At 72.0% G+C, this 23,318-nt stretch carries 20 protein-coding genes; 15 read left to right on the top strand and 5 right to left on the bottom strand.

The features are described 5' to 3' along the window. The first annotated feature begins 18 nt into the window (after positions 1 to 18). The 4 genes from AB0D31_RS27910 (at position 19) to AB0D31_RS27895 (ending at position 5,024) form a co-directional block, all read left to right on the top strand. Positions 19 to 1,479, top strand: coding sequence for a glycosyltransferase family 2 protein (locus AB0D31_RS27910; protein ID WP_362728157.1), 1,461 nt, complete (start codon positions 19 to 21; stop codon positions 1,477 to 1,479). After that, on the top strand, positions 1,476 to 2,279 hold the full coding sequence (locus AB0D31_RS27905; protein ID WP_362728155.1) for a polysaccharide deacetylase family protein: 804 nt from the start codon (positions 1,476 to 1,478) through the stop codon (positions 2,277 to 2,279). The genes AB0D31_RS27910 and AB0D31_RS27905 overlap by 4 nt, the downstream gene beginning before the upstream one ends. A gap of 283 nt (positions 2,280 to 2,562) precedes the next feature. Beyond that, complete coding sequence (locus tag AB0D31_RS27900; RefSeq protein ID WP_362728153.1) at positions 2,563 to 4,479, top strand: hypothetical protein; 1,917 nt, start codon at positions 2,563 to 2,565, stop codon at positions 4,477 to 4,479. A 152-nt stretch (positions 4,480 to 4,631) separates the two neighbouring features. Then, positions 4,632 to 5,024: a hypothetical protein gene (locus AB0D31_RS27895; RefSeq protein ID WP_362728151.1), complete on the top strand. Its 393-nt coding sequence runs from the start codon at positions 4,632 to 4,634 to the stop codon at positions 5,022 to 5,024. A gap of 3 nt (positions 5,025 to 5,027) precedes the next feature. Here the strand turns inward: AB0D31_RS27895 and AB0D31_RS27890 are convergent, their stop codons facing one another. The 3 genes from AB0D31_RS27890 to AB0D31_RS27880 form a co-directional block, all read right to left on the bottom strand. Beyond that, positions 5,028 to 7,205, bottom strand: a complete 2,178-nt coding sequence (locus AB0D31_RS27890; RefSeq protein ID WP_362728186.1) for an oligosaccharide flippase family protein — start codon at positions 7,203 to 7,205, stop codon at positions 5,028 to 5,030. Positions 7,206 to 7,239: 34 nt separating this feature from the next. Beyond that, on the bottom strand, positions 7,240 to 8,385 hold the full coding sequence (locus tag AB0D31_RS27885) for a DegT/DnrJ/EryC1/StrS family aminotransferase (protein WP_362728184.1): 1,146 nt from the start codon (positions 8,383 to 8,385) through the stop codon (positions 7,240 to 7,242). 165 nt (positions 8,386 to 8,550) lie between these two features. Beyond that, positions 8,551 to 9,450: an RNA polymerase sigma factor SigF gene (locus AB0D31_RS27880; RefSeq protein ID WP_362728150.1), complete on the bottom strand. Its 900-nt coding sequence runs from the start codon at positions 9,448 to 9,450 to the stop codon at positions 8,551 to 8,553. Between the two features lie 245 nt (positions 9,451 to 9,695). On the opposite strand from AB0D31_RS27880, the gene AB0D31_RS27875 reads away from it, so the two are divergent. The 6 genes from AB0D31_RS27875 (at position 9,696) to AB0D31_RS27850 (ending at position 15,544) form a co-directional block, all read left to right on the top strand. Next, positions 9,696 to 10,064, top strand: coding sequence for an STAS domain-containing protein (locus AB0D31_RS27875; protein ID WP_362728182.1), 369 nt, complete (start codon positions 9,696 to 9,698; stop codon positions 10,062 to 10,064). A gap of 64 nt (positions 10,065 to 10,128) precedes the next feature. Then, entirely contained in the window at positions 10,129 to 10,638 is a 510-nt protein-coding gene (locus tag AB0D31_RS27870; RefSeq protein ID WP_362728148.1) for an ATP-binding protein, read from the top strand. A gap of 242 nt (positions 10,639 to 10,880) precedes the next feature. Beyond that, a complete protein-coding gene (locus tag AB0D31_RS27865; protein ID WP_362728146.1) occupies positions 10,881 to 11,606 on the top strand; it encodes a peptidase in 726 nt (241 codons plus the stop codon). Between the two features lie 319 nt (positions 11,607 to 11,925). Further along, complete coding sequence (locus AB0D31_RS27860) at positions 11,926 to 12,891, top strand: hypothetical protein (protein ID WP_362728145.1); 966 nt, start codon at positions 11,926 to 11,928, stop codon at positions 12,889 to 12,891. Continuing rightward, positions 12,888 to 14,102 (top strand): hypothetical protein, encoded by a 1,215-nt coding sequence (locus AB0D31_RS27855; RefSeq protein WP_362728143.1) that lies wholly within the window; start codon positions 12,888 to 12,890, stop codon positions 14,100 to 14,102. The genes AB0D31_RS27860 and AB0D31_RS27855 overlap by 4 nt, the downstream gene beginning before the upstream one ends. A 14-nt stretch (positions 14,103 to 14,116) precedes the next feature. After that, on the top strand, positions 14,117 to 15,544 hold the full coding sequence (locus AB0D31_RS27850; protein WP_362728180.1) for a hypothetical protein: 1,428 nt from the start codon (positions 14,117 to 14,119) through the stop codon (positions 15,542 to 15,544). Between the two features lie 69 nt (positions 15,545 to 15,613). Here AB0D31_RS27850 and AB0D31_RS27845 read toward each other — a convergent pair whose 3' ends face one another. Beyond that, a complete protein-coding gene (locus tag AB0D31_RS27845; protein ID WP_362728141.1) occupies positions 15,614 to 17,113 on the bottom strand; it encodes an oligopeptide:H+ symporter in 1,500 nt (499 codons plus the stop codon). Positions 17,114 to 17,583: 470 nt separating this feature from the next. Here AB0D31_RS27845 and AB0D31_RS27840 point away from each other — a divergent pair, with 470 nt between their 5' ends. Both AB0D31_RS27840 and AB0D31_RS27835 read left to right on the top strand, forming a co-directional pair. Continuing rightward, positions 17,584 to 18,261 (top strand): response regulator transcription factor, encoded by a 678-nt coding sequence (locus AB0D31_RS27840; protein WP_053725082.1) that lies wholly within the window; start codon positions 17,584 to 17,586, stop codon positions 18,259 to 18,261. Between the two features lie 23 nt (positions 18,262 to 18,284). Beyond that, positions 18,285 to 19,556, top strand: coding sequence for an ATP-binding protein (locus AB0D31_RS27835; protein WP_362728139.1), 1,272 nt, complete (start codon positions 18,285 to 18,287; stop codon positions 19,554 to 19,556). A 31-nt stretch (positions 19,557 to 19,587) separates the two neighbouring features. On the opposite strand, the gene AB0D31_RS27830 is transcribed toward AB0D31_RS27835, so the two are convergent. Then, positions 19,588 to 20,091 carry a GtrA family protein gene (locus tag AB0D31_RS27830; protein WP_362728137.1) on the bottom strand — a complete coding sequence of 168 codons (504 nt, stop codon included), beginning with the start codon at positions 20,089 to 20,091 and terminating at the stop codon, positions 19,588 to 19,590. Between the two features lie 170 nt (positions 20,092 to 20,261). Between AB0D31_RS27830 and AB0D31_RS27825 the strand changes: the two genes are divergently transcribed. Genes AB0D31_RS27825 through AB0D31_RS27815 form a run of 3 tightly spaced genes read left to right on the top strand, consistent with a single transcriptional unit; the run spans position 20,262 to position 23,136 of the window. Further along, the gene (locus AB0D31_RS27825) at positions 20,262 to 21,401 is read left to right on the top strand and encodes a 5-(carboxyamino)imidazole ribonucleotide synthase (RefSeq protein ID WP_362728136.1); all 1,140 of its coding nucleotides are present in this window, start codon (positions 20,262 to 20,264) and stop codon (positions 21,399 to 21,401) included. Continuing rightward, complete coding sequence (gene purE, locus AB0D31_RS27820; protein WP_362728134.1) at positions 21,398 to 21,937, top strand: 5-(carboxyamino)imidazole ribonucleotide mutase; 540 nt, start codon at positions 21,398 to 21,400, stop codon at positions 21,935 to 21,937. The genes AB0D31_RS27825 and purE overlap by 4 nt, the downstream gene beginning before the upstream one ends. A 5-nt stretch (positions 21,938 to 21,942) precedes the next feature. Next, positions 21,943 to 23,136, top strand: coding sequence for a dipeptidase (locus tag AB0D31_RS27815; RefSeq protein ID WP_362728132.1), 1,194 nt, complete (start codon positions 21,943 to 21,945; stop codon positions 23,134 to 23,136). The last annotated feature ends 182 nt before the right edge of the window (positions 23,137 to 23,318 follow it).

Below are 23,318 nucleotides of genomic sequence, written 5' to 3'. Positions count from 1 at the left end.
GAAGGGCAGGCGGGGCTGGTGGGCGTCGGGCCCGGCATCGGTGTCGGGGAGCTGGATCTCGACGGGCTCGACGGAGACGTCCTGTCGCTGAACCCCGCACCGGGTGCGCCGCCGCTCGGCCCCGGCGAGGTGTACGCCCTGGTCCGACTGCGGGGCCGGCCGGTCGGCACGGTGCTTGCGCGGGTCGGCGAGGACGAGGACGCCGCACAGACCCTCGCGGCGGTGGCCCGCAAACAGCTCGCCGGATTCGTGTCCGTGCGGCGGGACGAGCCGGGCGGTGTTGAGGCGTGCTCCGGGCCGCACCCGGCGGAGGGCCCGGTGGGTGCTGGAGCGGACGCGGCGGAGCCGGGCGTGGCCGGGGGCTGCCCTGGACTCCATTCGGCGGAGGGTCTGACGGAGGGCCCGGTGGGCGCTGGACCGGGTGCGGTGGGGGCGGGCGGCGTCGCCGCCGGGCCGGTGCGCGGGGCCGGGGTGCCGCGGGTCAGCGTGGTGGTCGCCACACGTGAGCGGGCCGGTCAACTCGCCCGCGCACTCGACTCGTTGCTCGGTCAGGACCACCCCGACTACGAGATCCTCGTCGTCGACAACAACCCCACCACCGACCGGACCCGCGCACTCGTCGAGCGGCACTACGCCGCGCGCGGCGTGCGCTACGTCGTCGAACCCGTCCCGGGGCTCGCCGCCGCCCACAACCGGGGCGTGGCCGCCGCGCGCGGCGCGATCCTCGCGTTCACCGACGACGACGTGGTCGCCGACCGGCGCTGGCTGTCCTCGCTGGTCGCGCCCTTCGCGGACGACGCCCGACTCGGCTGTGTCACCGGCCTGATCCTGCCCGCCCGCCTCACCACGCCCGCCCAGATCCTCCTGGAGAGCCACGGCGGCTTCACCAAGGGCTTCGCGCCCCGCCACTTCGACCCGCGCAGACCCCCGCACGACGAGCCGCTGTTCCCGTTCACCGCGGGCCGCTTCGGCTCCGGCGCCAACATGGCCTTCCGGGCGGACGCCCTGCGCACCGTCGGCGGCTTCGACCCGGCCACCGGCACCGGCACCCCGGCCAGGGGCGGCGACGACCTGTACGCCTTCGCCCGCATCGTCGTCGCCGGCCACCGCCTCAGATATACGCCCGACGCGCTGGTGTGGCACCACCACCGTGAGACCTGGCAGGACCTGGAGAATCAGGCGTACGGATACGGCGCAGGCCTCACCGCCTACCTCACCGCGATCATCGCCCGCCGCCCGGCGCTGCTGCCCGCGCTCCTCGCCCGGGTGCCGCGCGGCCTCGCGCACGCGCTCGCCATCAGCGCCTACCGCGACGCCGGGGAACAGTCCGTGCCGGGCGAGCACGGCGCCCGGAGCCACCCATGGCCGCGCTCCCTCTCCCGGCTGGAGCGCAGAGGCATGCTGTACGGTCCGCTCGGCTACCTCCGCGCCCGGCGCCAGGTACGCGGCCACCGGCCGCCGTGGGAGACGGGACGATGAGTACCGGCGCGTCCCGCGTTCCGGTGCTGCTCTACCACGCGGTGATGGACGACCCGCCCGCCTGGATCGCCGAATTCACCGTCACACCACGGCAGTTCGCGGCCCAGCTCGACGCGGTCCGCGGCAGCGGACGTACGCCCGTGACCATCGGCGCGCTCGCCGCCCACTTCGCCGGGCGGGCCCCGCTGCCGCCGAGGCCCGTCGCGCTCACCTTCGACGACGGCTTCGCCGACCTGCCGGGCCCCACCGCCGAAGCCCTGGCCGCCCGCGCCCTGCCGGCCACGGCCTACCTCACCACCGGCGCCCTCGCACCCGGCGGCGCGAGCCTGCTGCCGCCCGCGCCGATGATGCGCCTCGGCCAGGCGGAGCGCCTGGAGGCGTACGGGATGGAGATCGGCGGGCACACCGTCTCGCACCCGCAGCTCGACACGCTCACCCGGCGTGCGCTGCACCATGAACTCGCCTTCTCCAAGGCCGTGTTGGAGGACGCCCTTGGTCACGGGATCGCCCACCTCGCCTATCCGCACGGCTACAACAGCCCCGCCGTACGCCGGGCCGCGCGCGCGGCCGGTTACGAGACGGCCGTCGCGGTGCGGCACGCGCTCAGCTCCGAGCACGACGACGCGTACCGCATCGCCCGGCTCATCGTGCGCCGTAGTCACACGGTCGCCGACATCGAGACCTGGATGCGGGGCGAGGGGGCGCGGGCCGCCCCGTACAACGACGGTGCCCGCGCGGTGGGTTGGCGGCTCTATCGCAGGGCCAGAGCCGTCGTGAAGGGGCCCGTCTTCGCCGGCTGAGAGGGGCGGGGGGTGGGAGCCGGGGCGGGGTCGGGGCGGGGTCGGAGCGGGTCGTGTGCGCGGTAGCCACACGGACGCGAAGAGTGTTCCTATACTTCTGTCTCGCTCAACGGGACAGCCTCGAACAACAGCCAGGGGACGGCGGCGTGACGGCCGCGACCACATGTGTGGGGGGAGTCGTACTGTGCGGCAACGCGGGCCCACGCCGGTCCCGGGGAGCGAGCAGCCCCCCGACGACGCGGTGGACCGACAGGCGGCGGACGGGCGGCCAGGGGACGGGCGGGTGGCGGACGGGCAGGTGGCGGACGGCTTCCCGGCGCAGGGCGAGCGACGATGGCGGCTCGCCGGCCCGTTGGGAACATGGAGCGGCCTGACGGCACTTCAAGTCCTGTTCACCTGGCTGCCGTTGCTCGTCGCCGTCGCCCTGTGGGTGTACGCCCTGCCGGGCATCGACTACCCGCACATGGGCGACTGGGGTTTGATCGACAAGCTGCCCGCCGCCTTCTACCTCTCCCTCGCCGTCCTCACCGGCGGGTTCGTGGTCAGTCTGCGACGGGCCGGCACCGCGCCCTGGTGGCCGGGGCTCTACAGCGTCGCCCTGCTCTTCGCGCTCAAGGCGCCCACCGCGATCCTCTACAACGCGGTGCGCTACCCCTGGGCGTCCAAGCACGACGCGGTCGTCAACCACCTGCTCGCCAACCAGGAGTTGCGGCCCGGGGTACCGCTCTCGGGCAACATGGCGGCGTACGACCAGTGGCCCGGCTTCTTCACGCTCAACGCCGGGCTCGTGCGGGCCTTCGGCGTGGACACCGCGGCCTCGTACCTCAACTGGGCGCCGCTCTTCTACGGCGTCGTCCTCATCCCCGTACTCGTCCTGATCTACCGCACCTTCGCCGAGGACTGGCGGCTCGTGTGGACCGGCGTGTGGATCTTCGAGGTCGCCAACTGGGTCGGGCAGGACTACTTCTCGCCCCAGGGCATGGCGCTCATCCTGCACCTGGCCGTACTCGCCGTGGTGTTCCGGCACTTCGTACGCCCCGGAGCGGCGGGCGGGCTGCGCTCGCGGGCCAACCTCGACCCGGCGGCGGCCAGCGTTCCGCCGCCGACCACCGGGCGTCAGCGGGCCGTCTGCGTCGCGATCCTCGCCCCGATGATCGCCGCCATCAACTTCACGCACCAGCTGACCCCGGTGATGCTGTGCGTCGCCCTCGTCGCGCTCAACCTGACCCGGCGCTACCGCAACCCCGGGCTGCTCGTCGTGACCGCGCTGATCATGCTGGTCTGGGACCTCACGATGGGCCGGCCGCTCTTCGTGGAGACCCTCGCCTCCCTCAAGGAGTCCGTGGGCAACCTCCTCAACAACTCGCGCGCCGGATACGCCGGTGAACTCACCGGGCCCGGGCCGGTGTTGCAGGGCCGGGCCGACATCGTCATGGTCCTGGTGGTCGCGGGGCTCGCGGCGGTCGCCGTCGTCCTGCGGCGCAAGCTCGTCAGGAGCGCGCTGCCGCTGCTCCTGGTGTCCGTGGCGCCGGTGCCGCTGTTCGCCGTCAACGACTACGGCGGCGAAATGCTCTTCCGGGTCTATCTGTTCGGGCTGCCCGGGGCGGCCTTCTTCGCGGCGGCGGCGCTTGTGCCGGCGTCTGCGGCGGGGCGGGTGGAGGTGGAGCCGGGCGGCGGGGGCCGGTTCGCGGGCCGCGCGCGGGCCGCGGTGCGCCGGCGGGGCGCGGCCGTCGCGCTGCCGGTGGTGCTGGTGCTGCTCGTCGCCGGGTTCGTCCCCGCGTACTACGGCAAGGAGCGGATGTACTACACGCCGCCCGCCGAGACGGCGATGGTGACCCGGGTGCTCGACAACGCGCCCAAGGGCTCGATGATCCTCGCCGTCACCGGGTCCTTCCCGCAGGCCCTGCACCGCTACGACCAGCTGGAGCACTGGTACGTGGCCGAGCAGGAGGAGCCGCAGAACGCGATCATGCTGCGGGATCCGGTGGGGTATCTGGAGCCCCAGCTGCCGCGGGACGGGCGGCCGGTGTACTTCATCCTCACGCGCACGCAGGACGTCTACTCGGCGGGGGAGGGGTTGCTTCCCGCGGGGGGTTTCCAGGAGCTGAAGAGCAAGCTTGAGTCCTCGGGGAGGTTTCGGGTGATCGACGCGAACCACTTCGGCACGGTCCTGCAATACGCGGCCCCGGCCCCGCCGTAACCCCGCCCCCGGGGCTCCGCCCCAGACCCCGGTTCGCGCCTTGAGGCCGCTCGTCCTCACTGAGGGGGCGCGGGGAACTGCGTGACCAGCCACGCACGGTCCGCTGCCGGTGGGCAACCGCATAGTCGCTCCCACTCCGGAGGAGAAGCCCCATGACGTCTGGCCAGACGCACATCCGCCTCACCACCGCCCTCTCCGGCTGGCTGGCCCTCGCCGCCACCGAGCTACCCGCAGGGACCCCCCTGCGGTGGATCCCGGTGTTGCTCTTCGTCTCGCTCGGGCCCGGCTTCGCGTTGCTCTATCCGCAGGGCGACACCCTGCGCCCCGGCGCCCGCATGGAGGCGCTCGCGCTCGTCGCGCCGCTCAGCCTGTCGTTCGGGGCGCTCGTCTCCACCTGCCTCTTCCTCGTGCACGGGTTCTCCGCGACCGCGTTCCTCGTCTCCCTGGCCGGCTTCTCCACCCTCGCCTGCGCCTTCCCGGGGCTGCCCTTGCCCGCCGCCACCCGGGGCGCCGCCGAGCGGGACAAGCGCGCCAGGACCCGGTGACGGCTACCGCCCACACACCGCGCGGTACACCAACGCCGCCCCCGTCGCCGCGCACAGCCCCGCGAAGACCGGCAGCGCCACCGTCGCGAAGGTGTGCTGGGCCGCCCAGCCCAGGACCGCGAGGAGCCACACCACCACCGCGGTGACCCTCCAGTGCGTCCCCAGGGCACGCAGCAGCACCGTCGCCAGGGCCAGGCACAACAGGTGCAGGGCCGGGGGCAGCCAGCGTTCGACGCCGCTGGGGCCGGCGAGCCCCGCGGTCTCGGCCACGAAACGGCAGAGCCGGCCGTGCCAGGGGCCCGACAGCGGGTCGGGCAGGACACCCAGGATGACCGGGGCGGTGTGCAGGGCCGCCACCGTCACCCACAGCCCCGCCAGGAGGAGAGCGGGCCGAGGCCGGTACAGCGACACCGCCGCGCTGCACACCACGATGAGCAGCACCCCGGCGGTCAGACTCACCGGCGGCAGCGCGTGCAGCAGCCCCGCACCGTTGAGGTCGCGGCCCGCGCCCACCGGGTCGGCGGCGCGCGACAAGGGCACCCAGAACAGGCCCGCCGCCAGGCCGAGCAGCAGCCACAACGCGGTGACGAGGAACGACTCGTCACCCTCGCCGGTGTCGGCACTCACGAAAGCGTCGGGATCCGGAGGCAGCCGCAGATGCAGCGTGGGTGCCGAGCCCCGATCGGGGTGGACGACCCCGAGGCGCAGGGTGGGGCCGCCTCCCGGCGCGTACACCGGGATGCCGAGCGCCGGTGTCGCCGTGTCCATGCCGCCGCGCAGATACGCGGTCCGGGTTGCCCAGTGCGTCCCGTACTCCCGCGCCTCCTCCGTACGGGCCGCCTGCGCGCGCTGCGCCCAACTCGTACCGAAATCAGGTGCCTTGGTGGCGACCGGTGTGCGGACGGTGGCGCGGCCCGCGAGCGCGCCGCGCAGGCCCGGTACGCAGCACAGCGCCATCGCCGTCATCGCGCACAGCTGGGCCCAGCCCGCGCCGGAGATGCCGAGCGGGCCGAGCAGCACCGCGGCGCCGCCGAGGACCAGGGTGCACATCGCGCCCTGGAGCAGCGCCAGCATGCCGGTGCGGCCCTGCACGCGAAGGACCCCGATGTAGAGCTCGACGGCGACCCGCGGGATCGCGGCCGCGGCCAGCAACTGCAGGACCAGCGTGCCGTGCCGGGCGTAGTCGGCGCCGAACGGGCCGAGGATCTGGCGGGCGAGCGCGAGCAGGAACAGCACCACCGGGATCAGCAGCAGCGCCATCCGGCGCAGCGCGCCGCGCACCCCGTCGGCGAGTTGGCCGGGGCTGTGCGAGGAGTGCGCGGTGAGCGAGGAGGCCATGTTGACGGCCATGAACTCCATGGTCCCGCCGACCGTGTACGCGATGAAGAAGAAGCCGTTCTGGGCGGCGGGGAAGCGCACCGCGACCATCACCGGCAGCAGGTTGATCATGGCGAGGGAGAACAGCGCGCCGACCGCGTCCCCGGCCAGGAAGCGGCCGATCTCGCGCGGTTCGGGGACGGGACGGTCGCGGTCGGCGGCGGCCTGCGCGGGGATCAGCCGGCGGAAGACCAGCCAGCCGAGCGGCACGATGGACAGCGCCGTCGCGGCCGCCCAGGAGACGAAGACGCCGAGGGCGAGCGCCGAGAAGACGGCGAGCAGGAGCAGCTTGCCGAGTGAGAAGACGGCGTTGCCGACCGGCACCCAGATCGCCTTGCGCAGGCCCGTCAGGACGCCGTCCTGGAGGGTCAGGATCGCCCAGGCCACCGACGCCACGGTGAAGACCGCTCCGGCGGTGAGCCCGGACAGCGGGGCGTACGAGGGGCCCCACAGCGGCAGCGTGAAGAGGAAGACCACACAGGCCACGGTCACCACGACGGTGCTGGCCACATAGACGCGCCGCACCAGCTGCCCGGTGGAGCGGCCGGCGCGTGGCACATAGCGGACCACCGCGCCGATCATGGTGGTGGCGGTGATCGAGGCGAGCAGCTTCATCGCGGCGATGGCCGCCGAGCCCTGTCCGACCGCCTCCTCGCTGTAGTAGCGGGCGGCGACCAGCCAGAAGCCGAGCCCGAGGGCGGCCGAGACGGCGGTGGACAGCATCAGGGCATAGGCGTTGCGGAACATCGAGTCGCCGCCGCCGGTGGGCGGTGCGCTGTCCGTGACGGCCTGGTCGGACGGCACCGCGGCGCGGTCCCCGGTCCCGGTTCCAGCCGTGTCAGTCACCGGCGGGGCCGCCCCTCGCCGGCCGGATGCCCGCCGCGCGCAGTACGGCGATGGTGCGTTCGGCCTTCAACGGGTCGATGGGCAGGGCGTGTTGGGCGAACCAGCGGGCGGCAGCGGGCGCGGGGGAGGGATCGGTGAAGGCGCCGCCCGCGTAGTCGTCGAGCGGCGGGTCGTACAGATAGCCCACGGTGACGCGCGCCCGGGCGAGCACCGCGCGGGCCGCGTCGCGGTCCTCGACGAGCAGCGGCACCCGGAACAGCGGCTGGACGGGCCCCGGCTTCGGCCGCGCCCACTCGGTGGCGAGCAGCGTGCGGGTGCCCGCGCGGTGGGCGTCGAGGACGGTGTCCAGGCGCGTCAACTTCCGTGTGACGCGGGCCAGTCGGGTGCGGCCGTGGCTCGCCCGGTAGTCATGCATGTCGACGCGTGCCCAGGCGTGGAAGGCGGCCAGGTTCGGCGCTACGGAGACGGCGCGGCCCAGGTCGTCGGGGCGCAGCGGCATGCGGATGTCGTCGCGCTCCTGCTGTCCGAGCAGGCGCAGGGCGGCCCGGGCGGTGGGGGCCAGGCGCAGACCGCGTACGGCTGCCTCGGCGTACGGGCGGGCCCAGTAGGCGAGTTCGGCGCCGGTGCGGCGGGGCGCGAGGAGTTCGTCCCGTGCCGTGGTGAGCGCATCGCGCAGGCCCGGGTCGGCGATCGTGAGGAAACCGCCGGCCTTGGCCGCGGTGTGTTTGGAGAGGCTGAAGACGGAGGCCTGGCCGAAGGTCCCGACCGGGCGTCCGGCGCTCACGCTGCCGATGGCGTGGGCCGCGTCCTCAATGAGCGGGATGTTCGACCGCGCGCACCGGTCGGCCAGTTCGGGCGCCGGGTCGGGGTTGCCGTACAGGTTGGTGGTGAGGACGGCGGAGAGCCGCGGCCACAGCGCGTCCGGCACGGCGGCCGGGTCGAGGGAGCCGTCGTGCGGGTCGAGGGGCGCCTGCACCGGGCGCAGTCCCGCGGCGAGGACCACGAAGAAGATGACGTCGTCGTTGACGGGGGACATCAGGACCCGGCCGCCGGGCGGGCACCAGTGTCTGAGCGCCACGTACAGGCCGAGCCGGCAGGACGGCACATAGAGGCACTCGCGCCCCAGCCGTCGGCGCATCGGCCCTTCGAGCTCTTCGTACGCCATGAAGTCCCCCCGGGCCCCCGCGTCCCCGCTCAATGTGACCCAGTGCGCCCCGCTTCGTCAACAACTCCGTCACCAACGCCGCCAACAAAGCGGAAGGGCCCGTTCCTTGACGGAACGGGCCCTTCGGACGGGTGTACGTCACTCTTCGACGGTCAGCCCCTTGCGGAGCTTGCGCAGGGTGCGCGAGAGCAGCCGGGAGACGTGCATCTGGGAGATGCCGAGCTCCTCGCCGATCTCGGACTGCGTCATGTTGGCGACGAAGCGCAGCGACAGAATCTTCCGGTCCCGCGCGGGAAGCCCGGCGATCATCGGCTTCAGCGACTCGATGTACTCGACGCCTTCGAGGTCGTGGTCCTCGTAGCCGATGCGGTCGCTCAGGGCGCCTTCGGAGTCGTCCTCCTCGGGCTGTGCGTCCAGCGAGCTCGCGGTGTACGCGTTGCTCGCCGCCATGCCTTCGACGACTTCTTCCTTGGTGATGCCCAGGCGTTCGGCGAGCTCGCCCACCGTGGCCGAGCGGTCGAGCTGCTGGGCGAGTTCGTCGCCCGCCTTGGCGAGGTCCAGACGGAGCTCCTGGAGCCTGCGCGGAACCCGCACGGACCAGGAGGTGTCGCGGAAGAAGCGCTTGATCTCACCGACGATGGTCGGCATGGCGAAGGTGGGGAACTCGACGCCGCGGTCGAACTCGAAGCGGTCGATCGCCTTGATCAGGCCGATGGTGCCGACCTGGATGATGTCTTCCATCGGCTCGCTGCGGGTGCGGAAGCGCGATGCGGCGAACTTGACCAGGGCCAGGTTCAGTTCGACCAGGGTGTTGCGCACGTACGCGTGCTCCCGTGTGCCTTCCTCGAGCGTGTCGAGGCGGGCGAAGAGCGTCTTCGACAGGGCCCGCGCGTCAACGGGGCCTACATGGGCGAAGGGCGGGATCTCGGGAAGACCCTCAAGTTCGTCTGCTGCGTACGGTCGTGCCTGTGGGGGGCGGATGTCCTGCGGTGCCTGCTTGATCGACGTATCTCGCGATGCGTCGAGCCGGGGTGACATGGGTCTCCTCCATCGTTCTCGGCATATGGCTGCCGATGCCCATACGTGTTGTCCGCGGTGTGCGGCGCCTCCGTGGCCGGTCGTGTTGAATAACTGTCGCTACTACCCCTACCCGCTTTGAGTGGGCTCTCGCAAGGCTTCTTTATCCTCATATGTCCGCTTTGCGGGGTTGTTTGGCTTTCAGATGTCGCAGGGAAGGCGTAGTGTTCTTGAGAAGTTACGACGAATCGGCGAAGAGGGACGGCATGGACCGCGGCACGGTCGGCAGCACGAATCGGGGCCGGCTCCGGGTCGGAGTCCGTACCGAGGGCGGCAGCGAGGTCCTGACTCCGGCGGGTGAGCTCGATCACCACACGGCGGATCTGCTCAGGGAGCCTCTGGAGGCTGCCATCGCCCAGGGGCGCACCAGGCTGGTCGTCGACTGCTCGCAACTGGAGTTCTGCGACTCCACCGGATTGAATGTGCTGCTCGGCGCCCGCCTCAAGGCGGAGGAGCTGGGGGGCGGGGTTCACCTGGTGGCGATGCAACCGGTCGTTGCGAGGGTTTTCGAGATCACGGGGGCGGAGGCTGTCTTCACCGTGCATGATTCGCTCGATACCGCTCTGCGTGACTGACCCCGATTCGTCCGGGCAGGAGAGCACACCCAAGACATTGGCGAATCGGTGAGGTGAAGCGCTGATGAGCACCACCCGGGAGCAAGCTCCGGGCGACCGTGGGCCAGAGCCCCATGGGGCCCGGCCCGGCGCCGTGCCGTCGGAATCCGACGACACGGGCTCCGTCACGTCCGCGCGCGTGCTCGCGCTCAGTGGGGCGAGCGGCATCGTCCCCATGGCACGGGACTTCACCAGGCAGGCCCTCTACGACTGGGGCTGGCTTCCGGCGGCGACGGCCGAGGGCCGCGCCGCCGCCGAAGACGTCCTGCTCGTCGTCTCCGAGCTGGTGACCAACGCGTGTCTGCACGCCGAGGGGCCCGAGGGGCTGAGGGTGTCGCGCACCGCGAAGGTTCTGCGTCTTGAGGTCAGCGACCTCGGCTCGGGACAGCCGGCGCCCCGCACCCCGCACCGTGCGGGCCGGCCCGGAGGGCACGGCATGTTCATCGTGCAGCGGCTGTGCCTCGACTGGGGCGTGGTACGCACGCCGGGCGTGGCAGGCAAGACGGTCTGGGCGGAACTCGCGGCACCCGCGTAAGGCTCTGGGCGGCACTCGCGGCACCCGCGTAAGGCTCTGGGCGGCACTCGTGGCACCCGCGTAACTCCCGTTCACGGTTACCGGCGGTTCGGACCCGCCGGTCTTCTGGCATGTCCGCACCTCGATCCGCTCTGCTCTTTGTCTTCCCTCGACAAGGCCCCCGGCGTACCTTGACGCCCTATCTGATGAGCCGTCAGGAACGTGGCGGCCCTCCGGCAGAACCGGCATAAGGGGTATTCGAGGTGTCGTACCCGAAGCGGACAGCTCTCGCGCTGGCGACGGCGGTGGCGGGCTCGGTGGTGCTGATCACCGCCCCGACGGCCCAGGCATCCGTCGTCGACGTCAACTACAACTGCAAGACGCCGATCGGCGCCAAGAGCGCCGTGTCGCCCATCGACATCAAGGCGGTGCCGAGCGGCAGTTCCTACAAAGTCACCATGTCCTTCCAGAAGGGCGTCTCCTCCAGCCCGGTCGCCCTGGGCGCCGGCGCGATGAACCCGAGCGCCACGATCGTTCTCGGCGGCGCCGACAAGGGCACGCTCGCCGTCACCGGGCCGGCCAACTCCGCGGAGATCCCCGCCAACTCCCCGATCAAAATCAGCGACTTGTCGGGCACGTATGTGCCGAAGGCCAACGGCAAGGTCACGTTCACCGCGGGCGTCCTCACCATCAAGGCGCTCGGCACCACCACGACCTGCACCGCGAGCAACAATCCCGGGCCCTCCCTGGAACTCCAGGTCACCGGGGCGAGCGGATCGTCCGGTGGCGGTTCGACGGGCGGTTCGACGGGCGGTTCGACCGGGGGTTCGACCGGCGGGGGCTCGACCAGTGGTGGCGGGGCCCCCGCGGCGTTGCCCAAGACCGGCCCCCTCGACTCGGCCGTCGCGCTGGGCACCCTCGGCGGCACGGTCGTCCTGGTCGGCGCGGGCGGAGTGCTCTGGCTGACCCGGCGCAACCAGCGGACCTGACCGGTGAGGCCGGCCGTCCCGACCCGGCGCGACCAGCGCGCCTGACCGGAGCAACCGACCGTCTCGACCGGCACGGCCGACGGGTCCGACCGGAGGCCGACCGGCGCGACCGGCGGGTCCGACCGACGGTCTCGACCGGCGCGGCCGACGGGTCCGACCCCCGTAACCGGCAGGCCTGAACCGGCACTTCCGTACGCCCCCGAAGGACCGGCACTTCCGTACGCCCCCGAAGGACCGGCACTTCCGTACGCCCCCGAAGGAGCCTTTGTGCTCCGGTACGCCCCGCAAGGGGACCCCCTCGCCCCCCGAGGAGCCGCCGATGCGTCCGAACCGCCCGGCCCTGCCGATCCTGGCCCTGCCGGTCCTGGCCCTGCTGCTGTGCGCTCTCTCGGCGCCCGCCGCGCGGGCCGCGCAGGCCGCGCCGCCGGCGAGCGGGGAGTGGACCGCCGCGCCCGCGTCCGGAGGCGGGACCCGCCCGAGCACCGACGGGCGGCCCTACTTCTACCTGGAGGGAGCGCCCGGCGCCGTCCTGGAGGACACGGTCTCGCTGAGCAACCCCACCGGCGCGCCCCTCACCCTGCGACTGCGCGGCGCAGCCGCCTACAACACCGCAGACGGTTCCTTCGCCGTACGCGCGAGCCCCGACCCGTGGATCACGCCTGCCGCGCCCGAGGTGAACATCCCGCCGCACACCCGCGCCGACGTACCGTTCTCCGTCACCGTCCCGGCCGGCGCGCAGCCCGGTGACCACCCCGCCGCGCTCGTCGCCACCGGGGGCGGACGCGACGCGGGCATCCGCCTCCAAGTCCGCGTGGCGGGGCCCACGTTGAGCGCGCTGACCGTCGAGTCCGTACGCGTCGACAAGAGCCGCCACCTCATCCGCTACGCCCTGGTCAACCGGGGCAACACCGCCCTCACCCCGCGGCTCGCGGTGCACGCCGACGGCGTCTTCGGCCGCGCGCTCCAGCGCGCCGCCCGGCCGCTGCCTCTCGAACTCCTGCCGGGGCAGCGCGTCGAGCTGAGCGAAGCCTGGCCGCATCCGCCCGCCCTCGACCGGGTCGACGTCCGCCTCGACGTCACCGCCGAAGGCGGCGCCCACGCGAGCGCCGCGGCCGACGTCACCTTCGTACCGTGGGGCGCCGTCACCGGAGTCGGCCTCGTGCTGCTCGGCGGCGCGGCGGCCGCCGCTCGGCTCATCGCGCGCCGACGCCGCGCACCCCGTGCCGAGCCCGCGGAACGTGAGCTGGAGGAACGCGAGTTGGCGCAGACAGGAGCTCTTCGGTGAAGCCACACCTGAGGGGTGGACCACCCCGCGTCCTGCCGCCGGCCCTTCTCGCCCTGATCGCCCTGATCGCCGTGCCCGCCCTGCTTGCCCTTCTCGTCCTGCCGGCGGCCGGACCTTCGTACGCCGACGACGGCTCCCCCACGGTCGCTCTCTCCACGACCGAGGCCGCCAAGGGCGCCGACGTCACCGTCACCGGCAGCGGCTGGCGGCCCGGCGCGCTGCTCATGCTGCTCGTGTGCGGGCAGTCCGACCCCACCCGGGGCGTCATCGGCGGCACCAACTCCTGCTCCAACGCGGACGGCCAGGCCGTCACCACCGACGCCAAGGGCGCCTTCACCAAGGCGCTCCCCGCGGCCCCACCGCCCAAGCCGTGCCCCTGCGTCGTCCACGTCGCCACCGTGCAGGGCGAACCGGCCCTGGTCGACGCCGAGTTGAAGATCACCGGCCATCCGGTGGCACCCCTGCCCGACCAGAGCGGCGACGGCAGACTCGCGGTCCTCGCCGAACCGCGCCTCGACGGCAGCAGCTCCCTGCTGACCTGGTTCGGCGCGCCGCCCGCGCGCACCCTGGTCTTCACCGTCGGCAACCTGGGCTCGGCCCCCGTCAAGGACCCCGTCTTCCAACTCGGCACCTCGCACGGCGTGTTCGCGCCGCAGTGGGAGGACCGCCAGTGGAGGGGCACCATCGCGCCCGGCCAAAAGGCCGAGATCAGGCTCGACTTCGAGCTGTCGGCGGGCGCCCACGGCGACTACCAGGTCTCGGTCCAGTACGCGAAGAAGCTGCTGGCCACCGAGCCCTGGGGGGTCGGCCGGCCCTGGGGCGTCACCGTCTTCTGGATCCTGCTCTGCCTGGTGGTGCCCGCCGCGGTCTTCCGCATCGGCATGGCCGTCGTCGACCGCCTGCGCCCGCGCGCCGCGAAGCGGGCCCCGAACGCGGCGCGGCACCGCGGCATGCGCCTGACCGACGTGACCGTACGCCTGCCGAGACCCGGCCGGGCGCGCGAGGAGCCCACGGCGCCGCACACCGTCCCGGAGCAGGGGGCGAACCCGGGACCGGAGCAAGGGCCGAACCCGGGACCGGAGCAGGGGCCGGGCCCGGACGACACCCCGCACTCCACCACGGCCGCGCTGCCGTGGTTCACCCCCGACTCCGCACCGTCCACGAGCCAGCCGGGCCGTCCGTATGGCCCCACGACGAAGGGAAATCCGTGACCACGCAACGGAGGATGAGCGCGGCCGGTATCGCGCTGATGCTCGGCGGCGCGGGGATCATGCTCGCCGCAGGTCCCGCACAAGCAGCCGAGGTCTCGTACTCCACCGAGTGCATACCGCCGTCCATCTCCGGCCTGCCGCCGGTCGAGGGGACGACGAAGGTGCAGATCACCGCGCCCGCCACGGCCAAGGTGGGCGACGAGGTGGATGTCGTCTGGAAGTTCACCCAGGCCGCGTCGAACAACCCCAACGTCCTCGACCTCAACAAGGACGTCGTCCAGCCGACCGGCACCCTGAAGGCGGCGGGCGCGCAGAGCGCGGACATCGCCATGAAGGGCCCGCGGACCAACCCGCCGATCCCCAAGAACAGCCCCATGGTCCTCTCGGACATGACGGCCAAGCTGAAGCTGACCACGGCCGGTGACGTGACCCTGACGCCCGGCGCGTACAACATCAACGTCAACCAGATCATGTCGACGGACACCAAGTGCACCCCGAAGGTGGCGGTCGGCGTCGGCGCGACGATCAAGGTCACCGATGCGGGCGGCACCTCCGGAGGCTCGACGACCGGGGGCACGACCGGCGCCACCACATCCGGCGGCACGACCGGCTCCACCACGACGGGAGGCACCACCGGATCCACCACGACCGGGGGCACGACCGGTTCCACGACCTCCGGTTCCACCACCGGATCGACCACGTCGGGCGGCACCACCACGGCCGGGACCACCGGCGGGTCCACGGCGGGCTCGACGTCCGGCGCCACCACCGGCGGCGGTGGCGACCAGAGCGACTTCCCCGGCAAGGAGGTCGCCGTCAACTTCGCCTGCACCGCGCCCGGGCCGGCCAGCATCCAGTCCAAGGTGACCATCAACGCCAAGAAGAGCGGCGGGAGTTACGCCCTCACCGTCAAGACGGCCAAGGGCGTCATGAACAGTCCGGCCGACCTTCCGGCGGGCGCGCTCAAGCCGTCGATGCAGGTCACCGTCGGCGGCGCCGACAAGGGCTCGGTGGCCGTCACGGGCCCCGCCAACCCGGACCCCATCAAGTCGGGCGCACCGGTGAGCCTCACCGACATGACCGGCACCTACAAACCGGGCGCCTCCGGCACGTCCACCCTCAGCCCCGGCGACCTGTCCATCGACGTCACCCTGGGCGGCTCCCCGATCCACATCCCCTGCAAGGTCTCCGGCACCGCGCCGGTCTCCCTGGAGCTGGACACGGCGGCCCAGCCGGGCGGCGCGGCCGGCGGCAGCGGCTCGGCGACCACCGCGGGCTCGGGGGGCGCGGCGTCCACCTCCGGCTCCGGCGGCCTCGCCCAGACCGGCGCGAGCGGCACGGGCGCGCTGCGCGCGCTCGGCCTGGTCGCGGGCACGGTGATCCTGCTCGGCGGCGCGATCTTCACCTTCACCCCGTGGCGGCGGCTGCGCGGCACGCGCTGACGCACCACGGGAACGACCAAGGGCCGCCGCACCTCCCGGTGCGGCGGCCCTTGACGTGCCGGGGCGGTGCTAGTGCACGCCGCCCATGAGCGGCTGGACCTTCCTGCGGTACATGAAGATCGCCACACCGGCGAGGACGGCGAGGCCGCCCTGGCTGGCGAACCAGTACGAGGAGTCGGTCGGCGCGCCGACCAGCTGGAGCAGCGCGATGACGGAGTCGCCGGCCGTGACGGCAAGGAACCACACGCCCATCATCTGCGAGGCGTACTTCTCCGGCGCCAGCTTGGTGGTGAGCGAGAGCCCCACCGGGGAGAGCGTCAGCTCACCGACGGTCTGGATCAGGTAGACCGCGCACAGCCACAGCGGGGTGACCTTGACGCCGCCGGACGAGGCGGCCTGGGCCAGCATCATCACGAAGAACGACAGGCCGATGAGCGTGAGGCCGAAGGCGAACTTCGACAGCGTGCTCGGCTCCTGGCGGCGCTTGTTCAGGTACACCCAGAGCCACGCGAAGACCGGGGCCAGCGCCATCACGTACAGGGGGTTCAGGGACTGGAACCAGCTGGAGGGGAAGTTCCAGCCGAACAGCTTGTTCGCCGTGTTGTCCTGCGCGAACACGCTCAGCGTCGAGCCGGTCTGGTCGTAGATGCCCCAGAAGGCGGCCGCGGCGACGAAGAACCACACGTACGCCGACATCCGCGACTGCGAGACCTGGTCGAGGTCCTTGTCCCGCTTGATGCGCAGCAAGTACCAGGCGGGGATGATGAGGCCGGCGATGGTCAGCGGCCAGATCGCCCAGTTCACCGTGAAGTGGCCCGACACCGCGAGGGCGCCGTAGGCGACGACCGCGACGCCCAGCCACATCAGGACCTTCTTGATGATCGAGGCGCGCTCGGCCTCGGACATCGGCGTCGGAACGACGTCGCTCTCCGCCGACATGTGGCGCGAACCGAGGAAGAAGAACAGCAGACCCAGGGCCATGCCGACCCCGGCGAGGGCGAAGCCGAAGTGCCAGTTGACCTTCTGGCCGAGCGTGCCGATCGTCAGCGGGGCGGCGAAGGCACCGAGGTTGATGCCCATGTAGAAGACCGTGAAGCCGCCGTCGCGGCGCGGGTCGTTCTTGTCCGGGTACAGGTGGCCGACCATCGTGGAGATGTTGGCCTTGAGGAGGCCGGAGCCGAGCGCGATGGCCGCGAGACCGATGAAGAACGAGAGTTCGACCGGCACGGCCAGGAGGAAGTGGCCGATCATGATGATCGTGCCGCCGAGGGCCACGGTCTTGCGGGCACCCCAGGCGCGGTCGGCGAGCCAGCCGCCCGGCAGGGCGAGCAGGTACACCATCGCGTTGTAGACCGAGTAGATCGCGGTGGCCGTGGCCATGTTGAACCCGAGCCCGCCCTGGGACGCCGGGGCGACCAGGTAGAGCACGAGCAGGGCCCGCATGCCGTAGAAGCTGTAGCGCTCCCACATCTCCGTCATGAAGAGGTTGGCCAGGCCGCGGGGGTGGCCGAGGAAGGTCTGCTCGGTGCCAGTGGTACTGGGCGAGTCCTTCGTCAGGCTGGACGCCATGGTCGATCCTTGCTTGCTCGGGACGCGCGCTTCGTGAGCGTTGAATCGCGCCCGGTGGGGGAAGGCCGGCACCGGCATGGCCGCTGTCCCCCCAACGCCTTTGGGGTCCGGCTCCGTGGGGGAGACCGGGAAGGACAGACCACACCGGGATCCACGCCCCGTGCGCTGGTGCGCGCTGGGGCCCGGCCCGTAGGTCATTCACTGAATCTCAAGACTGGCAAAGCCGGCCCTGTGCAGAAAAGAGACCCTTGGCGCGCCAAGCAGGCCAAAGGTCCACGAGTAGTGCTATAGGCGTCGGGACACCATACGTCACCAGAGCGGCGCATATGGAAGGACTTGAGAGATGGATCACAGGCTTCCATGGAACCACTCACCGTAATTCGAAGGTGTTGAACAAGATCGCGCCGTAGACCCGCAGGGTGGGTGGATCACCTGACGGATTGCCTCCGCCGCGGACTACCATCACCTCCATGACCCGTGTACTGCTCGCCGAGGACGACGCGTCCATCTCGGAGCCACTGGCCCGCGCCCTGCGCAGGGAGGGTTACGAGGTCGAGGTCCGCGAGGACGGCCCGACCGCCCTCGACGCCGGACTGCAGGGGGGCGCCGACCTGGTCGTGCTCGACCTGGGGCTTCCCGGCATGGACGGCCTCGAAGTCGCCCGGAGGCTGCGCTCCGAAGGCCACACCGTCCCCATCCTGGTGCTCACCGCCCGCGCCGACGAGGTGGACACCGTGGTCGGCCTCGACGCCGGCGCCGACGACTACGTGACCAAGCCCTTCCGCCTCGCCGAACTCCTCGCCCGGGTCCGGGCGCTGCTGCGCCGCGGCGCCACCGAGCCGGTGCCCCAGCCCGCCACCCACGGCGTGCGGATCGACGTCGAGTCGCACCGGGCCTGGATGGGCGACGAGGAGCTCCAGCTCACCGCCAAGGAGTTCGACCTGCTCAGGGTCCTGGTGCGGGACGCCGGCCGGGTCGTCACCCGCGACCAGCTGATGCGCGAGGTCTGGGACACCACGTGGTGGTCCTCGACCAAGACGCTCGACATGCACATCTCGTGGCTGCGCAAGAAGCTCGGCGACGACGCGGCCAACCCGCGCTACATCGCCACCGTCCGCGGAGTCGGCTTCCGCTTCGAGAAGAGCTAGAGAGAGCCGGAGCACCCGGGCACATGCGCCGTCGACTGATCAACTCCACACTCGCGGTCGTTCTCGTGGTGATCGCGGTCTTCGGCGTCTCCCTCGTCATCGTCGAGACACGGACCATCAGCAGCAGCGCCCAGGAGAGCGTCAACTCCGAGGCGGTGCGGCTGGTCTCCGTCGTCGACAGCCGCACCCTGGCCAAAGAGACCGTCAACGCGCAGGTACTCGCCGAACAGATCGACCCCAAGCGGTACGCCCGCATCGCGATCCCGGGCCGCCCGGTGATCGAGCTGGGCCAGAAGCCCGAGGGCACCGTCATCAAGGGCACCGCGACCGGCGAGCGCGGCGAGTCCGTCCTGGTCCAGGAGCCCCGCTCCACGGTGACCAAGGAGGTCGGGCGCACCCTGCTGATCATCGGCGCCGTGGCGCTGCTCGCCATCGTCTCCGCGGTGCTCCTCGCCGTGCGCCAGGCCAACAAGCTGGCCTCGCCGCTCACCGACCTCGCCGAGACCGCCGAACGCCTCGGCTCGGGCGACCCACGCCCGCGGCACAAGCGGTACGGGGTGCCCGAGCTCGACCGGGTCGCCGATGTTCTCGACTCCTCGGCCGACCGGATCGGCCGGATGCTCACCGCGGAGCGCCGGCTCGCCGCGGACGCCTCGCACCAGCTGCGTACGCCGCTGACCGCGCTCTCCATGCGCCTGGAGGAGATCGCCCTCACCGACGACCTCGACACGGTCAAGGAAGAGGCCATGATCGCGCTCACCCAGGTCGAGCGGCTCACCGACGTGGTGGAGCGCCTGCTCACCAACAGCCGTGATCCGCGCACCGGTTCGGCCGTGGTCTTCTCGCTCGACGAGGTCGTCAAGCAGCAGCTGGAGGAGTGGCGCTCGGCCTATCGCAGCGCGGGCCGCGCGATCGTGCGCTCCGGCAAGACCGGCCTCAAGGCGGTCGGCACACCGGGCGCGGTCGCCCAGGTGCTTGCCGCGCTGATCGAGAACTCGCTAATGCACGGCGGCGGCACGGTCGCGGTGCGCACCCGCGTCACCGGCAACCAGGCCGTGGTCGAGGTCACCGACGAGGGCCCCGGGGTGCCGCCGGACCTCGGCGCGCGGATCTTCGAGCGGACCATCAGCGGCCGCAACTCCACCGGGATCGGCCTCGCGGTCGCCCGGGACCTCGCGGAGGCCGACGGCGGCCGGCTCGAAATGCTCCAGCAGCAGCCGGCGGTGTTCGCGCTCTTCCTCAGCCGGGAGGCGCGGGGGCGCCGGGAGCCGCAGAGCACGACGACGATCCGCTGAGCGCCCGGCGCCGGGTCCTCAGCGGCGGCGGTCAGTGCTGGGCGGGGACGGCGGGCCTGGGGTCGTCGAGAAACGATTCGGCCGTCTGTACTGCCTCCCGGGCCGGGAGTGCGCGGAACACCCAGGTGCGGTAGGACCAGAACCGGAACAGGGTGCCGAGCCCGATCCCGAGGAACTTGAAGAAGTTGTTCTGCCACGGGCTGTTCCACTCGAAACCGTACGTGGCCACGTAGAGGATGCCGTTCTCGATCACCGCGCCGACCACGCTGAACAGCAGGAACAGGGTGAGCTCACGGGCCCGGCCGCTCTTCTCGCGGTCGCGGTAGGCGAAGTAGCGGAAGCCCACGTAGTTGAACGCGATCGCGATCGCCGTGGCCAGCAGGCTCGCCCGCACCACCTGGAGGTCGGTCGCGTGCCGCAGCAGGTTGAAGGCGCCCATGTTCACGAGCACCCCGAGCCCGCCGACCGCGCCGAACTTGGCGACCTCGCGTACGAGCAGTCGCAGTCGCGATGGCGATGCGCCCTGTGCACTCATGGTGATCGCCCAGCCCCGTCCGAGTAGGTGTGCTTCGCAGGTGTGCTTTTCGTGCCAGTCAACCCGCCCATGCTAACCACCCCCTCGCCGCGGTGCCCCGCGCGAGCCCCCGAAGGCCGGTGGAACCCGGCCCCTACGGGCGGCGCCGAAGCGGCGGATACCCTGGAGGCGTGACGTTCCCGGTAGTCGGCATGGTCGGCGGCGGTCAGCTCGCCCGCATGACCCACGAGGCGGGCATCCCCCTCGGCATCAGATTCAAGCTCCTCAGTGACACCCCGCAGGACTCGGCGGCCCAGGTGGTGAGCGAGGTCGTCGTCGGCGACTATCGCGACCTGGACACGCTGCGTGACTTCGCGCGCGGCTGTGACGTGATCACCTTCGATCACGAACACGTTCCGACCGAGCATCTGCGGGCCCTGGAAGCGGACGGCGTCGTCGTCCGCCCGGGGCCCGACGCGTTGGTGCACGCCCACGACAAGGGGGTGATGCGCGCCCGGCTCAGTGCGATCGGCGCGCCCTGCCCCCGTCACCGCATCGTGGCCGACCCGGCCGACGTGACGCGGTTCGCCGAGGAGGGCGACGGCTACCCCGTCATCCTCAAGACGGTGGTGGGCGGCTACGACGGCAAGGGCGTGTGGTTCGTACGCTCCGAGGCCGGGGCGGCCGACGCCTTCAAGGCGGGCGTCGACGTCCTCGCCGAGGAGAAGGTGGACTTCGTACGGGAGCTCGCGGCCAACGTCGTGCGCTCGCCGCACGGCCAGGCGGTGGCCTACCCCGTCGTGGAGTCGGTCCAGGTCGACGGCGTGTGCGACACGGTGATCGCCCCCGCGCCCGACCTCGACGACGACCTCGCGGGCGAGGCCCAGCAGCTCGCCCTGCGCATCGCCGCCGAACTCGGCGTCGTCGGCCACCTCGCGGTCGAGCTCTTCGAGACGCGGGACGGACGCGTCCTCGTCAACGAGCTGGCGATGCGCCCGCACAACTCGGGCCACTGGACCCAGGACGGCGCGATGACGTCGCAGTTCGCCAACCACGTCCGCGCCGTCCTCGACCTGCCCCTGGGCGACCCGCGCCCTCGGTCGAAGTGGACCGTGATGTGCAACGTGCTCGGCGGCGACTACCCGGACATGTACTACGCGTACCTGCACTGCATGGCCCGCGACCCCCAGCTGAAGATCCACATGTACGGCAAGGAAGTGAAGCCCGGCCGCAAGGTGGGCCACGTCAACACCTACGGCGACGACCTCGCCGAGGTCCGCGAGCGGGCCCGCCACGCGGCCGACTACCTCAGGGGAACGATCACCGAATGAGCAGCGCTTCCACACCCGGCCCCGTCATCGGCATCGTGATGGGCTCGGACTCCGACTGGCCGGTCATGGAGGCCGCGGCCAAGGCCCTCGACGAGTTCGAGATCCGCTACGAGGTCGACGTCGTCTCCGCGCACCGGATGCCGCGCGAAATGATCGCGTACGGCGAGGAGGCCGCGGGCCGCGGCCTGAAGGCGATCATCGCGGGCGCGGGCGGCGCCGCCCACCTGCCCGGCATGCTCGCCTCGGTGACCCCGCTCCCGGTGATCGGCGTGCCCGTCCCGCTGAAGTACCTGGACGGCATGGACTCACTGCTCTCCATCGTGCAGATGCCCGCGGGCGTGCCGGTCGCCACCGTCTCGGTCGGCGGCGCGCGCAACGCGGGCCTGCTCGCGGCCCGCATCCTGGCCGCGCACGACCCCGAACTCCTCGTCCGCATGCGGGAGTTCCAGCAGGAGCTGAACGACCAGGCGACCGACAAGGGCAAGCGGCTGCGTACGAAGGTCGAGGGTTCGGGCGCCTTCGGTTTCGGAAAGTGAGTGCCATGAACGCCACGACACACCTCGACGAAGCCCGCGCCCTGCTCGCCCGCCACCCCGTGGCCGACGGCCACAACGACCTGCCCTGGGCGCTGCGCGAGAAGGTCCGCTACGACCTGGACCGCTGCGACCTCGCCACCGACCTGACCGGCCGCACCCACACCGACATCCCCCGGCTGCGGGCGGGCGGGGTCGGTGCGCAGTTCTGGTCGGTGTACGTACGCACCGACCTGGCCGGCGACGAGGCGGTCAGCGCGACGCTCGAACAGATCGACTGCGTCGACCAGATGCTGACGCGCCACCCCTGCGACCTGGCGCCCGCGCTCACCGCGGACGACATGGAGGCGGCGCGCGCCGAGGGCCGCATCGCCTCCCTGAAGGGCGCCGAGGGCGGCCACTCGATCAACGAGTCCCTCGCCACACTGCGCGCCCTGTACGCGCTCGGCGTGCGCTACATGACGCTGACCCACAACTCCAACCTGGCGTGGGCGGACTCGGCGACGGACGTGCCGAACGTGGGCGGGCTCTCGCCGTTCGGCCACGCCGTCGTCCGCGAGATGAACCGCATCGGCATGCTGGTCGACCTCTCGCACGTGGCGGCGACGACGATGCGGGACGCGCTGTCGACGTCGGTGGCGCCGGTGATCTTCTCGCACTCCTCGGCGCGGGCGATCTGCGACCACCCGCGCAACATCCCGGACGACGTGCTGGGCCTGCTGCCCGGCAACGGCGGGGTGGCGATGGCGACCTTCGTCCCCAAGTTCATCCTCCCGGCGGCGGTGGCCTGGACGGCGGCGGCCGACGACAACCTGCGGGCGCACGGGCTCCACCACCTGGACACCTCACCGGAGGCGATGAAGCTCCACGAGGCGTTCGAGGCGGCGAATCCGCGGCCGGTCGCGACGGCGTCGACGGTCGCGGACCACCTGGACCACATGCGGGAGGTGGCCGGGGTGGACCACATCGGGCTCGGCGGCGACTTCGACGGCACGGCGTTCACGCCGTCCGGCCTCGACGACGTCTCCGGCTACCCGAACCTGGTGGCCGAGCTGCTCTCCCGCGGCTGGTCCTCGGCGGACCTGGCGAAGCTGACGTGGTCGAACGCGGTACGGGTGCTGCGGGACGCGGAATCGGTATCGAGGGAGCTCCGCCCCCTGCGCGGCCCCTCGAACGCGACGCGGGCGTCCCTCGACACGTAGACCCTGCGGGGCGGCGCGGGGAACACCGTCGCGAAGTTCCCCGCGGCCCTCGAAGGGCCGGCTTCCGGATGCGGCCCCGGTGGACGGCTGGTCGCGCAGTTCCCCGCGCCCCTGAACTACTCGGTGCCGGGCGGCACGCACATCTTCAGCCCGTCCGGCGCGGGACCCCGGGGCCCGGTTTT

The organism is Streptomyces sp. NPDC048361 (assembly GCF_040651795.1).
In the GTDB taxonomy this organism is placed as follows: Bacteria; Actinomycetota; Actinomycetes; order Streptomycetales; family Streptomycetaceae; genus Streptomyces.
This window is presented reverse-complemented; position numbering and strand designations above follow the sequence as displayed.